Origin of the sequence: Sinorhizobium sp. CB7 (assembly GCF_041357635.1) — a bacterium.
In the GTDB taxonomy this organism is placed as follows: domain Bacteria; phylum Pseudomonadota; class Alphaproteobacteria; order Rhizobiales; family Rhizobiaceae; genus Rhizobium.
In genome coordinates, this window is sequence record NZ_JAULLL010000018.1 from 103705 (window position 1) to 118709 (window position 15005).

Sequence of the window (15005 nt, forward strand, 5' to 3'; positions counted from 1 at the left end):
ATGTGGCTGCTCGTTGGTTCCTTCCTTGCCCTGATGCTCATTGGGGTGCCGGTCGCTATCTCGATGGCGGTGGCCTCGGTCCTCTATCTGATCCTTTATGGCGTGGCGCCCGATATCATCGCCGCCCAGCGGATGATCGCGGGTGTTGAGAGCTTTCCGCTTCTCGCCGTGCCGTTCTTCATCCTCGCCGGCAATCTCATGAATTCCGCCGGTGTCACCGGACGCATCTACTCCTTCGCCGTCTCGCTGGTCGGCTGGATGAAGGGCGGCCTCGCTCAGGTTAACATTATCGGTTCGGTGATCTTCTCCGGCATGTCCGGAACGGCACTTGCTGATGCCGCCGGCATCGGCACCATCGAAATCAAGGCCATGAAGGACCATGGCTACCCCGTTGAAGCGGCAGTCGGTGTAACTGCCGCCTCGGCAACGCTCGGACCTATCTTTCCGCCATCCTTGCCCTTTGTCATCTACGGCATGATGGCGAATGTCTCGATCGGCGCGCTGTTTATGGCCGGCATTCTGCCCGGCGTCGTCATGACCTTTCTGATGATGGTGACGGTCGCCGTCTTCGCCTATGTCAGGGGCTGGGGATCCGATGCGCCGTTCGATCTTCGCCAGCTCGGGTCGGCATCACTGGAAGTGGTGGTGGTCCTTGGAATCCCGGTGCTGATCTATCTGCTGATGATGGCCGGCCTTTCCATGAATCTGGCAGTCGGAATTGCGCTGGCGGTTCTGCTGGCGCTTGACTGGTTTTTCGATTTCTCTGCCGTCATGGCGCTGATGACGCCTGTCATCCTGATCGGGGGTATGACGATGGGCTGGTTCACCCCCACCGAGGCGGCGGTCGCCGCCGTGCTCTGGTCGCTGTTTCTGGGGCTCGTGCGCTATCGTACGATGACGCTTTCAACACTCACCCGCGCAACGTTCGACACGATCGAAACAACGGCTTCTGTTCTCTTTATCGTCACCGCCGCCTCGATCTTCGCCTGGCTGCTGACCGTCAGTCAGGCTGCGCAACTCTTGTCCGATGCCATCCTGTCGATCACCGATAACAAATGGGTTTTCCTGATCCTCGTGAACCTGCTGATGCTCTTCGTCGGTTGTTTCCTGGATACGATCGCCGCCATCACCATCCTTGTGCCGATCCTGCTGCCGATCGTTGCCAAGTTCGGCATCGATCCGGTGCATTTCGGATTGATCATGACGCTGAACCTGATGATCGGGCTTCTCCATCCGCCGCTCGGCATGGTGCTCTTCGTGCTGTCGCGCGTCGCCAGACTGTCGGTGGAGCGCACGACGATGGCGATCCTGCCGTGGTTGGCGCCATTGTTCATCGCTTTGATCCTGATCACCTTCATTCCAGCGGTCACTCTCTGGCTGCCCATGGAACTTGGACTGATCCGAGGTAACTGAGGAACGGGCGTGCGGACACGTTTTGCCAGACTTTACGGGCAGGGGGACCTCAAGATCGAGGAGGGGGCGGTGGCAGCCCCCGGCGACGGCGAGGTGTTGCTGAAGATGGCTGCCGGCGGCATCTGCGGCTCCGATTTGCACTATTATCAGGACGGCGGCTTCGGACCTGTCCGGGTGCGGGAACCGATCATTCCAGGCCATGAGGCCGCAGGATATGTGGAGGCCCTTGGCTCCGGTGTAACCGGCCTGAAGCCGGGACAACTGGTCTCGATCAATCCAAGCCAGCCGTGTGGTCGTTGCCGCTTCTGCACCGAGGGCTTGCCAATTCACTGCTTGAACATGCAGTTTATGGGCAGCGCTATGCGCCTGCCCCATGCGCAGGGCATGTTTCGCGACTATCTTGTCGTGCCGGCGATCCAGTGCCTGCCGGCAGGTGACCTGGTCAGCGCCGGCGAAGCGGCCTGCGCCGAACCTCTGGCGGTCTGCCTGCATGCCGCCGCCCGGGCCGGCGATCTTTCCGGCAAGCGCGTGCTGGTGACGGGAGCCGGACCGATCGGCTGTCTGGTGATCGCGGCGGCTCGATATGCAGGCGCCGCGGAAATTATCGCCACGGATCTCACGGAGGCAGCACTTGAACGAGCCGCAGCCATGGGAGCGAGCCGGACGATCAACGTTCTAAAGGACGCCGGCGCGCTTTCGGCTCTTGAGGCGGATAAGGGCCAGTTCGATGTTGCCTTCGAATGTTCGGCGGCCGCTTCGGCTGTCCGCAATGCGATTGCTGTCGTCCGGCCGCGCGGCACGATCGTGCAGGTCGGCGTAACCGGCGACCTCACGGTTCCTGTGAACGCGCTGGTCGGCAAGGAGCTGCACTGGGTCGGCTCGCAGCGCTTCGACACGGAATTCGCGCTGGCGGTCAAACTCATTTTGTCACAAACGATCGATGTCAGGCCGATCATCTCCCATACATTTCCGATTACAGATGTGATTTCCGCTTTCGACATGGCGGGCGACCGCTCCGCGGCCTGCAAGGTGCAACTGACATTTCTGGTTTGAAGGCCTCGCCTGGGGCCTTGAATGAAGGAACCTGGCCGTCGAGCCCGCCCCGATATGCGATCCTACCGGGGCAAGGCGAAACGTGCTAGCCTCGGGCATGTCGATTGATGAGCTCAATTGGATCGATTATGCGGGACGGTCCGCCGATAGCCTTCGCTTCAGGCGGCGTGAAGCCTTGGCGCTCGGTCTCTGTCTGTGTTGCCTGCCGAGGCGTGGCTTTGCCATAGAATCTTTTTCGCTGAAAGAAGTCGGGAACGGAATCTTCGTTCGTGAGGGACCGCACGAGGAAGCGACGCCGGCCAACAAGGATGGCATTGCCAACATAGGCTTCATCATCGGACGCGACAGCGTGCTGGTGATCGATCCCGGAGGTAGTTTAGCAGACGGGCAATGGCTCCACTCAGAAATCAGGAAGCGGACCGGCAAACCGATTCGGTATGTTGTGATAAGCCACGTCCATCCCGATCATTGCTTTGGTGCTGCCGCCTTTGCTGAAGGACAGCCGGAATTTATTGGTCATCACGCTCTGAGACCTGCGCTTGATGCCCGGGGGAGCTATTATCGCCAGCGTCTCGTCGAGATTCTCGGAGCAGAGAGCGTGGGTGGCATCGTATATCCCACACGGGAGATAGAAGATGTCGCCGAAGTTGATCTCGGAGACCGTATTGTCCGGCTTACCGCGCACGACACCGCACACACCGATTGTGATCTGTCAATGTTTGATACCTCAACGGGAACGCTGTTTGCAGCGGATTTGCTGTTCGTCGATCGCGTCCCCTCGCTGGATGGAAGCCTGCCTGGATGGTTGAACGAAGCCGAGCGGCTCAAAGGCATCGGTGCTGCCCGTGCAGTGCCGGGTCATGGGCCGGCGATCGTGGACTTCGGACCGGCCATGGCAAAACAGATGCGCTATCTCACGGTTCTACGCGATGAAACACGCAGGGCGATAGCGCAGGGCCTCGGGATAGACGAGGCCAGCCGAATCGTCGCCGCGGGAGAAGGCGAAGGCTGGACGCTGTTCGATGACTATAACGGCCGCAACGTCATTCAAGCTTACAAGGAGCTTGAATGGGAGTAGTGTACGGGATGGAGCAAGGAGGAGAACATGATGCAGATACTGCGATCGGCCTTCGGGGCTGCTTTGGTTACGGCGATCTGCGCTGGGCCGGTTTCCGCTGCAGGTTCCTCTCCGGCTGATGCCCAGCGGGAGGAGCGCTGGCAGTTGATTGCCGATTACCTCTTCGACGACCGGGAGGTTCTCCCGACCGACTCATTGATCAAGATTGATGCGCCAAAGCGCGCGCAGGATGCTGCGCTCGTGCCGATCACCCTGACGATGCCGGAGAAGGACAAGATCAAATCGGTCTATCTTGTGATCGATGACAACCCCGCGCCGCTTGCCGCTCACGTTACCTTCGGGTCGGCCGCGGATCCTGGCACGCTGCAACTGCGCGTGCGGATCGACACCTACACCAACGTTCACGCCGTTGCCGAAACGAAAGACGGCAAGCTGTTTTCGACTGCCGCCTTCGTAAAGGCATCAGGCGGCTGCTCGGCCCCTTCTGGACCGAGTGACGCGGAAGCGATGAAGGGGATGGGGGAAATGAGGATGAAATTCGCGGAGAGCATGCAGGAAGGCAAACCTGCCGAGGCAACGCTAATGATCCGCCATCCGAATTTCAATGGAATGCAGATGAACCAACTTACCCGACTTTACACGCCTGCGCGTTACATCGACAAGGTGACTGTCTCCTATGGAGACGAGACCGTCCTTGAGATCTCGGGCGATATTTCCATGTCCACAAATCCCGCAATCGGCTTTAATTTCGTGCCGGCTGGCGACGGGCCGATGAAGGTGATCGCGTCCGACACCAAGGGAGGCCACTGGGAGCAGAGTTTCAAGGTGCCTCCGGCCACGAACTGAAGGTGTGGGCATGTCTGGCCGGATTGGAACCTTGCTGAGGGCTGCCATCTCACTCGCGATTGCGTTGTTCCTGACCGCCTCAGGCACGCAACTGTCCTGGGCCGAAGTGCAGGAGCCGGATGGCTTATGGACCGGACCGATGCGAGGGGAGACGCCGAAGACGCTCGGAGGTGCCGTCGTCATCGATCTGGCAGGCCTTGAGGCGCTCATACAGAAAAAACCGGTGCTTCTCGATGTAGGCCCCGCCGACAAGAAGCCGGAGGATTTTCCTCAGGATCGGCTTTGGCTGCCGACCCATCGCTCCATCCCGGGCGCGGTGTGGCTTCCGGGCGCTGGAGCAGCGTCCTTCGAGGCGGCGCAAGAGGAAACGTTTTTTCGTCGCGTGGAAGAACTGACACATGGCGACAGCTCAAAGCCCATCGTCACCTTCTGCCGGCCCGAGTGCTGGGGTAGTTGGAACGCCGGCAAACGGTTGGTAATGAAGGGCTATACCGGTGTTTATTGGTTCCCTGGTGGCATCAACCGTTGGCAGGAGGTGCACGAGACGGTGGAAGTCAAGCCAGATGGGGCTTGGCGCGCAGAACAGGCGAAATAGCTACAAGAGTTGCTTCAACCGTCCGCCAGCCTGCCATTGCGGGCACTTGGCGTGCGCATCTGCGCAATTTGAGTCTGAAAGAAACCTCTGCCGGTCAAAGGCCGCGGGGCGGCGGTCGATCGCGCCCACGCCGAAGGAGGCAAGTTGCTTCCGGTGCCGGTTGGTGGGCGCGAAGCTGCCTGAGGGCAGTTGCCGGAACGTCAAGGCTACCGCGACTGCTGCATGTTTCCTTAAATCGGGATGGATTTAAGGATAAAAGATGCAGCAATTCAAAGTGCTACAGCTACCTTTGTGCGTCTGATAAGACGCAGGGCGCTGTTTTGAGCTTCTCCTGAAAGATCGACTTCTGGGGTAAGAACCCGGTCGGTGTTGGCTGCCCGGGCCGGCAGCATGGCAGCCGCGCGCCTTGTGCTGACGACATCATCGCCGCCGGTGCGCCGTTGCCGGATCACAGGGAACCAACGGATGTTCGAGGGGTTTGAAGATCAATCTTCAGGAATTGAGCGGCCGAAAGGTACACCATGCAACCAACGATCCATAGATATGTGACCGTCAACGGCATCGATATCTTTTATCGCGAGGCAGGGCTTGAAAGCGCACCCGTGGTGCTGTTGCCGCACGGCTATCCATGCTCCTCGTACGGATTCCGCAATCTCATGCCAGGGTTGGCAGATCGCTGGCGGCTGCTTGCGCCGGACTTCCCCGGCGCCGGCTACAGTGCGACACCGGAAGACTTCGACTACAGCTTCGACGGCTATGCCGACTTTCTGGACGGCTTCGTGAAGACGGTCGGCGTGGAGCGCTTCGCCCTTTATCTGCATGACTTCGGATCTCCCATTGGCGCGCGGCTGGCTATCAAAGCGCCGGAGCGCATCGTAGCGCTCATCATCCAGAATGGAGATATTCCCTACGAAGATGCGCTGGGATCGAAATATGCCGAGATCGAGAAGACCTGGCGGCTGCCCCGGTCCGACATGAGGGGGAAATTGGCGGAGGCGATCAAAGAGGAGACATTCATGGAGGAGTTTCTGAATGACGTGAGGCCTGAGCTCGCCCAGCGGATTCCTCCCGATCTCTGGAAGCTGCATTGGTCGTTGATGACGCCGAAGCGCAAGGAGGTTGCGATTGACCTGATCGCGGGCCTGAAAGAGAACCGCGCCTGGTTTCCGCAACATCGGAACTACCTTGCCAAGCACCGTCCGCCGACACTGATCTTATGGGGACCTCAGGACGGGTACATGCCGGAGAAGTCGGCGCGTGCCTATCTCCGCGATCTCCCCGACGCCGAACTGCATCTGCTGGATGGCGGTCATTGGCTTCTGGAGACCAACCTCGATGAGGTGCTCTCATTCGTCCGTGACTTTCTTGGCCGAGTTCACCCGCCCGGCAAGCCAACGACCTGACGCGACGGCAGCGTGAATTGTGTGGATGATCTACCAAGTCGAGCGTCAAACGGCGGGTTCCGGTCACAACGATACTGCCGCGCTTTCATCACGGGCCGCCTCCGCCATTGTCAAAAAAACCTTAGATCATCGGTGAGTAGTCAGCCCGCGGCGATGGGCACGAAAGACAACGGCCATTACCAATGACAGACTTCGTCGCGGGCTGACTGTTGGGCGTGCCCGCCAGGTCCCCCAGGCATCGCCCATCGGCGTCTTTAGGACGCCATCCTTATCGGTGGTATCGCTCCTCGATATGGCCTTCGCCGCCGTGCGGCATGGACTTAGATTCACCTGCCAATATGCGCGACTTCCGGCCTGGATTCGATCTTTCCGACGAGAAGCTTACCGTGTGCGCGGGAGATTTTGCGGTCCCGTCTCGCACTCTGCGATCGTGGTAACCACTTGATAGCCGTCATCGGATTGCAGGTAATACATGACGCCGTGATAAGCGCCGACATCGACAGTCCCACTATAAAAGGATGGAGTTCATCGGCGAAGGCAAAACTCGCGATTCCGCACAGCATTGCAAAAGCTACATACCTGTACATGGTGCACCTCCCCAACCGTATTTCTCCAGACGTGCTCAACCCATGACAACGATAACAGAGGTGGGTTTCTTCGTTTGTGAGAATTCACACAGCCAAGGAAAGAAACTCTACAGTGCCGTGCGCCTTTTCGAGACGCACAAAGGACGCTGTAGCACTTTGACTTGTTGCATGTTTTTATCCTTAAATCGGTTCCGATTTAGGGAAACAGGCAGTAAGAAGCCAAATATTCGCAGAGCTGTCGGTCAATACGCCCTGGTGCGACTTCATTTTTCTTTTGCCGGAAGAGAGGAAAGAAGTACATTCGACCAAACGGAAGAATACGACCATGACCGCGTCCCTTTCTTTTCTGTCGAGGTTGGATGATGCAGCGCTTGCCGCGCTGGCGAAGCAATGGGCCTTGCGCAGCTATCAGCAAGACGAATTGATGATTGCGCATGGCGACGCATCGCGTGATGTCTTCTTCATTCAAGAGGGACGCGCCCGCGTCACCCTTTACTCGGAGAATGGGCGGGAGGTTTCGTATGGCGACATCGGGCCTGGCGACATTTTCGGAGAATTAGCGGGCATAGACGGAATGGCGCGTTCAGCCAGCGTCGTAGCTCTGGAGCCAACGCGCGCGGCGCGGCTGTCGCAGGCGGCGTTCCGAGATCTTGTCGTCAGTCATCCTGTCTTTGCCTGGGCCCTGCTTCAGCATCTGTCGGCATTGGTCAGGCGACTGACCAGCCGTGTCTACGAGTTCAGCACGCTGTTCGTGCGCGAACGTCTCATTTTGGAGTTGCTTCGCCGGGCGAAGGACCTGGAACAGGTCGACGGCCAAGTCTCCATATGCCCGGCGCCAACGCATTTTGAGCTTGCGGCGACGATCAGCACCCATAGAGAGGCGGTCTCACGGGAGATGAGCACTTTCACCAAGTGCGGCCTGATCGCGCGGGACGGCAGCAGGCTCATCTTTCGTGATCTTGCTGCGCTCGAAGCGCTGATTACGCAGGAGGAGTAAGCGGGGCTCACCGTGCCCATTGGCATTCATAGGAGCGCCTGCGACAGACCACACGTCGCCCGGAAGGACTTGAAAGATCCAAGTGCACGCAGCGAGCGGCCGTCATCGATAGCGGCAAGATCGAGGATCACGGCATTGGCAATCGTCATGGGCACAACGAGCGATTGGGACTCCCCGGCTTCGCCGCGGGAGACCGAAATCTGGTGATCGGGCGCTGGATCCATGCGTGCGCTGCGCAGGTCCGTTAGCGCAAGCGTTTTAGCGCCTCTCTGGGCGGCGATCTTGCGCACTTCATGGATGAGTGGCGATGCCCTGCGGAAGGCGAGCAGCCAGAGGACATCATCCTGCGAGAGTGTCGTCAGAACCTCGGCCAATTGGTGCATCTGGCTGGCAAGATCGACAGCCTCATAGCCCGAGCGGTTCAGCCGCAGCGCGATCAGCGAGGATAGCGCTGCGGAATGGCCGCGTCCGAACACGAAAACCCGTCGGCAACCGCGCAGGCTTTCGGAGAAGGCGCGAATGTCGGCGTCGGAAACGCTGTTGCGAACCTGCTGGAGAGCCGCGATCTCGCTATCGAGCACCGAGGCCAAAAGCCCGCCTTCCTCTGCGCGAACAAGGCGGGCCGCCATGCGGGCTGCCGGGTTTTCAAAATCACCGCCGCCTTCCATCAGATTGGCCTGGAGGAAGCTCCTCAATTCAGGATAGCCCTTGAAACCGAGGCGTCGCGCCAGCCGTACCGCCGAGGCCGGATGCACGCCGGCGCGGAAGGAGACTGCCTTGCCGTTTTCCATTGCCGCGCGTATCGGGTCCTGCATCAGTACATCCAGGAGCCGTGTGTCCGCCTCCGTCAGTCTCGTCGAATTGCGGCTGATAAGATCGCCGAGAAGCTGCGGAATTTCACTTTGCCTGTCCATGACACTCTTTGCACTTGTCGATGTCGCTTTTCGCGAAAACTCGGCGCCCGCTCGCCGGCCTCTGAATTCCATCACATCAGGATGAAAGATCGACGCGGTTGCCGCTCTGGTTATCGAAAAACACAGCCCGGTCAAGATCGTATGCTACCCATAAGCTGCCGGCATCGCGCGGCACATCCTTACGCGCACTGGTCAACGTAATGCGGCCAGCCGGGCTGTCGCAATGCAGGATGATCTCGGAGCCGGTCATTTCCGACAGCATGAGCCTGACAGGCAGCGCCGATTCATGCGGTCTTTCGGCGCAGATGGACAAGAATTCCGGCCGCAGACCAGCAAGCAGGCCTTGTCTGCCCTGCCAGTCAGGCAGGTGTTCGACCGGCAAGAAATTCATGGGCGGAACACCGAGGAAGCCCGCGACAAAACGGTTCTGCGGCTGGTCGTAGATTGCCTCCGGCGTGTCGAATTGCAGGAGATCGCCATCCTTCATCACGGCGATCCTGTCGGCGAGTGACAGGGCCTCGGTCTGGTCGTGGGTGACGTAGACGATGGTAGCGCCGAGCTGGCGGTGCAGCTCCTTGATTTCGGTGCGCATCGCGACGCGGAGCGCATTGTCGAGATTCGAGAGCGGCTCGTCCATCAGGAAGGTCGAGCTGTTGCGCGCCATGGCGCGCCCCATCGCCACGCGCTGCCGCTGGCCGCCCGAAAGCGCGCCTGGCTTGCGGTCGAGATAGGCTTCGAGCTGCAATGTCTTTGCCACGCTTTCGGCGCGCGCATTGCGCTCGGTCTTCGGCACACCGCGCAGTTCCAGACCAAAAGCGATGTTCTGGCGCACCGTCATGTGCGGGTAGAGCGCATAGTTCTGGAAGATCATCGCGATATCGCGGTCCTGGGGTGCGAGGGCGTTCGCCCGCTTGCCGGCGATCTCGATGTCGCCCTGCTCGCAGCGTTCGAGGCCGGCGATGAGGCGCAGCAGGGTGGATTTGCCGCAGCCGGACGGACCGACGATGACGACGAATTCGCCGGGCCTGATATCCATCGAAACGCCATGCAGAACTTCGGGCCCGCCAGGATAGGACTTGCGGATGTCGCGAAGGATAATCCCGCTCATCAGTTGGTCTCCCCGCGGTGACGGTCACGTATCGAAATTGCAAGGCTCGGCCGATCGGTGGTGAAGACTTTCACACCGAGGGTGAGTGCTTTTTCGATCTGCACCGCGGTATGCGCCGCCCAGCATCCAAAATCGATGCCGGCGTCCCGTGCCATCGCCGTCAGCGTGGCATCAGCCGTATCCACATGCACGCCGATCTCGGGGATCTTGTGGGCATGCGCCAGCTCAAGCACGGCTGTCGTTCCGAGCTGGCGCAGCACCGGTGGGCTGACGAGCCAGAGCCTCGGCCGGTCGGTTGCAGCGGCGAGCGCGTCCAGCGACTCGACGAGGAAGGAGGAGAAGGTGGTCCGCTCCAACATTCCGCAACGGGCGAGGAGCTTAACGACCCGCGGCACGAAATCCGGATAGGGGCGGCCGTCGGCTCCGGGTTTGATCTCGCATCGGAAGTCGACCTTGCTGTCGAGGAACATGGCGCAGAGTTCGTTGAGCGAGATCGGGTTCCCGCCGGCGCCATAGTTGATGACGGCCGCGCGCACTTCGGCTTCCGTCATCGCGGCGATCGCACCGCTGCGGTCCGTGGTGCCGTCGAGAGTGGGATCGTGATGCACCATGATCGCCCCGTCGGCGGTCGGATGGACGTCGAATTCCACCTCTTCCAGAGGCATTTTCGCCGTTGCAGCGAAGCCTTGCGGCGTGCTGTCGCCGAATTCCAAAGTGCCGCCGCGATGTGAAGCGATGCGTGTCATTCTATGTTTGTCCTTTTCTCGAATTACTTGAGCGCACCCATGGTGATGCCGCGCACGAGATGCCGCTCGACGAGCAGAAAGCCCAGGAGGACCGGCAGGATCGTGATCGTCGAAGCGGCCATTACCAGCGGCCAGTCGACCAGTCCTTCGCCGGGATTGATGCGGTAAAGGCGGGCGAGCCCGATCTGCAACGTGTAGAGGTCTTCCTTGCCAACGGCGACCAGCGGCCAGATGTAATTGTTCCACTCGGTGATGAAGATATAGAGCCCCATGGAGAAAATGGCCGGTCGCGCGATCGGTACGATCACCCGCCACAGCACCTGCAGCGGCGTTGCGCCGTCCATATAGGCTGCCTCGTCCAGCGCCTTCGGGATGCCCCTGATGTACTGGCGCAGGAAAAAGGCGGCGAAACCGTTGGATATGGCCGGCAGGATCAGACCGGCATAGGTGTCGAGCAGACCGGCCTTGGCAAGCGTCAGGTAGTTCGGGATGAGGCTGATATGGCTCGGGATCATCAACGTCGCCACGGTCGCGCCGAACAGCAGATTGCCGCCGCGGAACCGATACCTGGCGAAGGCGAAGGCGGCCATGGTTGCGACCGCGATGCCGAGGAGCGTTACGAGGCCCGAGACGATGATGCTGTTCAGGAGATAGCGGGCGAAATTATACTCAGCGACCGCGCGGACATAGTTGTCGAGCGTGAAGTCGAGGCCGCCGGTGTAATAGGCGTGCGCGGTCTGGAAGGACATCCAGATGGAGTAAAGCACGGGCGACAGGAAGGTGAGCCCCGCCAGCAGCGCCAGGCCGGCGACTATGGGGGTTTCATGCCTCATAATGAACCCTCCGGCCAATGACGCGGGACTTGATCAGCGCCAGCGCAATCAGGAAGACGAAGAGCAGGACGGCGAGCGCCGAACCTCTGCCGATGTCGAAAAGAGTGAAGCCGACGCGATAGAGCAGGTTGACGAGCATATCGGTGGCACCAGCGGGACCACCGTGGGTCATGACATTGACGATGGTGAACACCTGGAAGGCCTCGATGACCGAAATCACAAGCAGGAAATAGGTGGTTGGCATGACGAGCGGCACCGTCACCCGGCGGAACACATGGAAGCGCCGGCCGCCATCGACGGCTGCGGCATCGTAGAGTTCCTGCGGCACGGCCTGCAGGCCGGCGATATAGATGACGATATCATAGCCGAGTTGTTTCCAGGTGTTGACGAAGATCAGTACCCAGAGGGCAAGCTGCGGGTCCTGCAGCCACTGCACCTTGCCGAGACCCAGCCATGTGAGGGCGGCGTTGACCATGCCGTAGTCGGTCGCGAAGACCCAGGAGAAGACGACGGCGATGGATACGGTGGAGGTGACCGAGGGCAGGAACAGCGCTCCGCGCAAGAGCCGCGAGGGCAGGGTCTCCCGAGTGAGATAGCTTGCGACCGCCAGCGCCAGCCCGAGCCTCACCGGCACGGAAATCAACGCAAAGAGCGCTGTGACCTGCAGCGAATTCCAGAAATCACGGGAATCCAGCAGCAGGCGGTAGTTCTCGAAGCCCACAAAGGGCATGTTCGGCGACAGGAAATCCCAGTGCCGGAAGCTGAGGTTCACGCTCGCAATCACGGGAATATAGGTAAAGACCGCCATGAAGACGATCAGCGGCGCGACGAGCAGGTAGGGAGTAAGGGTGCGAAGCATGGGACCGGATCGGTTGCGACGGCAGACCGTTGCGGAGCTGCCGTCTTGCCATTCAGAGCGGGATGTCGAAAAGTGTGTGCGGTTTTCGGGCAACATCCCGCTCTAGTTTTTTGATTGAGGAGCTTAGTTGTTCGCGCGCTTGGCTTCCTCGCGGGTCTGGACGGCGAAGTCCTTCATCGTCTCCTCGACGCCGCGCTGGCCGAGTGCCATGGCTTCCCACATCTTGTACTCGGTGGTGCGCATCCAGGTGACGACCGGCGGGCGTGCACGGCCGTGGGCGAAGTCGAGCTGCTTGATGGCAACGTCGATGCCCGGCTGGGTGGCGAGGGCTTCGGCGGCAACGGGCAGAGCAGCACTCTTCTTGTTGATCGGCAGGTAGCCGGTCGCGGCAAACCAGATTGCATTGGCTTCGGGCGAGGCAGCGTAACTCACGAACTTGTAGGCGGCGTCCTCCACCTCCTTGCTCGAGGTCGACAGGATGCCGATGCCGGCGCCGCCGATCGGAACCGAGCAAACCTTGTTGCAGGGCATCGGGTGTACTTCCAGCTTGTCGCCGAGCGCCTTCTTCGAGCCGGTATAGTTCCCGGTCGAATTCAGCATGATGCCGACCTTGCCGGCGAGGAAGGCGTCGCGGCCGACATCCTCGTCGGTCACACCATCCGGGGAGGCGACCTTCTGATCATGCACCAGCGAGGCCATCCACTGATAGGCCTCAATCGTATTACGGGAGTCGAGCAGGATGTCGTTGGTCTTGGAGTCGATCAGCTCGCTGTCGTTGGACATGACAAGACCCCAGCGGGCGAACTGGCCCGGGGCGGCAATGCCGGTGATGCCTTCGGAGCCCAGCTTTTCGGTGATCGTCTTGGAAACGGCGAGGATGTCGTCGAAAGTCTTGAGCGGCGGCTCATTGGTGATGCCGGCGCGGGCGAAGATGTCCTTGTTGTAGTAAAGGACTGGCGTGGAGGAATTGAACGGCACGATATAGTTCTTGCCGTTATAGACGCCCACTTCACGCGCATAGTCGTAAAGGTCGGCCTTCAGCGGATCGGCGTCGAAATAGGGCGTCAAATCGATCAGCACGCCGCGATCGGCAAAGAGGCCGTAGCGGGTGACTTCCATGATGACGGCATCAGGCGCGCGCTTGGCCGGGATGGCAGCCTGCAGCTTGGCAACGATATCGTTGTAATCGCCGACATATTCACCCTCGACATGGATGCCGGGATTAGCCGCTTTCGATTCCCGCAATCGGGACCGTGGGCATGAGCAGGTAATGAGCCGATCCCTTTCTGTCCTTCAGCAGGACGAAGCCATCCTGGCGATCGACGCGCGCGCATTGTGAGGTGTCGTGGCTGCCGGCCAGACAGTCATCGAGCACGATTTTCTTGAGTGCGTCGCGGTCGCCGCGCGCATAGATAAAGCCACCCGCAGCCACCGCCGCGACGATCACAATGGAGACGAGCCGGAGTATTTTCACACGGTTATCCTCTTATGGATGTGCACGACTGAACAAATCAAACGTCCAGATCGTCACGGTTTTCTCAAATTGCCGCGTTCAATCAGACAAGGAGCGTCCAAGGAGTTCAACCTCTGGCCATGATGGAAAGTCCCCGGCCACGAAGAGACCGGCCGCAGCCGTCGCCAACCGCAGCGCGTGCGCAAGCCCGATACCGTTAGTGTGAGCGCGAACGAAAGCAGCCAGGAATACGTCACCGGCACCGGTCGTATTCTTTGCTGCCACCTTCATTGCGGGGATGGAAATAATCTGGTCACCATCGCGCGCGACGACTCCTGCGGATCCAAGTGTGACGCAGACCAGGCGACCAATTCCGGATAATTGCCTCGCGAAGTGCGTTGCAGCCATTTCCGGAGATCCTTGAAATCCTGTTTGATCGATAAACGCGCCGATCACCTGGGCGTTCGTGACAACCAGATCCGCCATGCGACCGGTCGAAAGCGCAGCTTCCCACCCATATCGGACGATCTCGGGCAACTCGATATCGAGCACCGTCATCGCGCTCTTTCGCCCTGCTTTTGCGAAAGCAGTCGAAACCGCGCCCGGATGAAAGAAATTGGCGATGACAACATCACCGGTCTCTACGCCAAGATTTCCACCGATTGATTGAAGCCATCGCTCTTCGATTGGATCGATCAGGATCGCCGTCTCGCCCGATCTCTCGACGATAACCAGGCTTGTTGTCGTCTCCATGCTCTTGGCCATATCGACACCGCTCGTAGCGATACCCTCTGTCGCCAGGTTATCGATGAGCATTCGTCCGCTCGCATCGTCTCCTACTCGACTATGGAAGTCGACCTTGTTGCCCCAGCGGGCCAACGAGACAGCAACATTTCGCGATGGTCCACCGGGCGCTACCCGCTTCGCCTGGACAAAGGCTTTCTCACCCTGGCCCGGCAGGCGATCAACTTCGACGATCCGGTCTAGAATCAGAGGGCCGAGGCAGTGGAAAGTGCAATCCGTCATCGTGCTCCTGGATCCGACCACCGAATGGCTGCGCAAGTCCGTCATCTTTGCTTGCGTCGCAATTACTCCATGGGCCGTCCAGATTACCATCATG

15 protein-coding genes are annotated in these 15005 nt (G+C 59.9%); 7 read left to right on the forward strand and 8 right to left on the reverse strand.

What is annotated here, in order from left to right; all coding sequences use genetic code 11:
- From AAE029_RS28030 to AAE029_RS28060, 7 genes are all read left to right on the forward strand, one after another.
- The gene (locus tag AAE029_RS28030) at nucleotides 1-1413 is read left to right on the forward strand and encodes a TRAP transporter large permease (RefSeq protein ID WP_371076187.1); all 1413 of its coding nucleotides are present in this window, start codon (nucleotides 1-3) and stop codon (nucleotides 1411-1413) included.
- 9 nt (nucleotides 1414-1422) lie between these two features.
- The gene (locus AAE029_RS28035) at nucleotides 1423-2466 is read left to right on the forward strand and encodes an L-idonate 5-dehydrogenase (RefSeq protein WP_371076188.1); all 1044 of its coding nucleotides are present in this window, start codon (nucleotides 1423-1425) and stop codon (nucleotides 2464-2466) included.
- Between the two features lie 175 nt (nucleotides 2467-2641).
- Nucleotides 2642-3544 carry a quinoprotein relay system zinc metallohydrolase 2 gene (locus AAE029_RS28040; RefSeq protein ID WP_371076189.1) on the forward strand — a complete coding sequence of 301 codons (903 nt, stop codon included), beginning with the start codon at nucleotides 2642-2644 and terminating at the stop codon, nucleotides 3542-3544.
- Between the two features lie 30 nt (nucleotides 3545-3574).
- On the forward strand, nucleotides 3575-4390 hold the full coding sequence (locus AAE029_RS28045) for a quinoprotein dehydrogenase-associated SoxYZ-like carrier (RefSeq protein ID WP_371076234.1): 816 nt from the start codon (nucleotides 3575-3577) through the stop codon (nucleotides 4388-4390).
- A gap of 10 nt (nucleotides 4391-4400) precedes the next feature.
- The gene (locus AAE029_RS28050; RefSeq protein WP_371076190.1) at nucleotides 4401-4985 is read left to right on the forward strand and encodes a rhodanese-like domain-containing protein; all 585 of its coding nucleotides are present in this window, start codon (nucleotides 4401-4403) and stop codon (nucleotides 4983-4985) included.
- A 521-nt stretch (nucleotides 4986-5506) separates the two neighbouring features.
- Nucleotides 5507-6388 (forward strand): alpha/beta fold hydrolase, encoded by an 882-nt coding sequence (locus AAE029_RS28055; RefSeq protein WP_371076191.1) that lies wholly within the window; start codon nucleotides 5507-5509, stop codon nucleotides 6386-6388.
- 912 nt (nucleotides 6389-7300) lie between these two features.
- Nucleotides 7301-7972 (forward strand): Crp/Fnr family transcriptional regulator, encoded by a 672-nt coding sequence (locus AAE029_RS28060; RefSeq protein WP_371076192.1) that lies wholly within the window; start codon nucleotides 7301-7303, stop codon nucleotides 7970-7972.
- A gap of 26 nt (nucleotides 7973-7998) precedes the next feature.
- On the opposite strand, the gene AAE029_RS28065 is transcribed toward AAE029_RS28060, so the two are convergent.
- From AAE029_RS28065 to AAE029_RS28100, 8 genes are all read right to left on the reverse strand, one after another.
- Nucleotides 7999-8886 carry a MurR/RpiR family transcriptional regulator gene (locus tag AAE029_RS28065; protein ID WP_371076193.1) on the reverse strand — a complete coding sequence of 296 codons (888 nt, stop codon included), beginning with the start codon at nucleotides 8884-8886 and terminating at the stop codon, nucleotides 7999-8001.
- A 76-nt stretch (nucleotides 8887-8962) separates the two neighbouring features.
- Nucleotides 8963-9994 (reverse strand): ABC transporter ATP-binding protein, encoded by a 1032-nt coding sequence (locus AAE029_RS28070; protein ID WP_371076194.1) that lies wholly within the window; start codon nucleotides 9992-9994, stop codon nucleotides 8963-8965.
- Nucleotides 9994-10740, reverse strand: a complete 747-nt coding sequence (locus AAE029_RS28075; RefSeq protein ID WP_371076195.1) for a glycerophosphodiester phosphodiesterase family protein — start codon at nucleotides 10738-10740, stop codon at nucleotides 9994-9996. Before AAE029_RS28075 ends, AAE029_RS28070 begins: the two co-directional genes overlap by 1 nt.
- Nucleotides 10741-10763: 23 nt before the next feature.
- A complete protein-coding gene (locus AAE029_RS28080) occupies nucleotides 10764-11573 on the reverse strand; it encodes a carbohydrate ABC transporter permease (RefSeq protein WP_371076196.1) in 810 nt (269 codons plus the stop codon).
- Nucleotides 11563-12432: a carbohydrate ABC transporter permease gene (locus AAE029_RS28085; RefSeq protein ID WP_371076197.1), complete on the reverse strand. Its 870-nt coding sequence runs from the start codon at nucleotides 12430-12432 to the stop codon at nucleotides 11563-11565. The genes AAE029_RS28080 and AAE029_RS28085 overlap by 11 nt, the downstream gene beginning before the upstream one ends.
- 123 nt (nucleotides 12433-12555) lie before the next feature.
- Nucleotides 12556-13677, reverse strand: a complete 1122-nt coding sequence (locus tag AAE029_RS28090; RefSeq protein ID WP_371076198.1) for an ABC transporter substrate-binding protein — start codon at nucleotides 13675-13677, stop codon at nucleotides 12556-12558.
- Entirely contained in the window at nucleotides 13655-13906 is a 252-nt protein-coding gene (locus AAE029_RS28095) for a CDP-diacylglycerol diphosphatase (RefSeq protein WP_371076199.1), read from the reverse strand. Before AAE029_RS28095 ends, AAE029_RS28090 begins: the two co-directional genes overlap by 23 nt.
- 78 nt (nucleotides 13907-13984) lie before the next feature.
- Nucleotides 13985-14911 carry a carbohydrate kinase family protein gene (locus AAE029_RS28100; RefSeq protein ID WP_371076200.1) on the reverse strand — a complete coding sequence of 309 codons (927 nt, stop codon included), beginning with the start codon at nucleotides 14909-14911 and terminating at the stop codon, nucleotides 13985-13987.
- Between the last annotated feature and the right edge of the window lie 94 nt (nucleotides 14912-15005).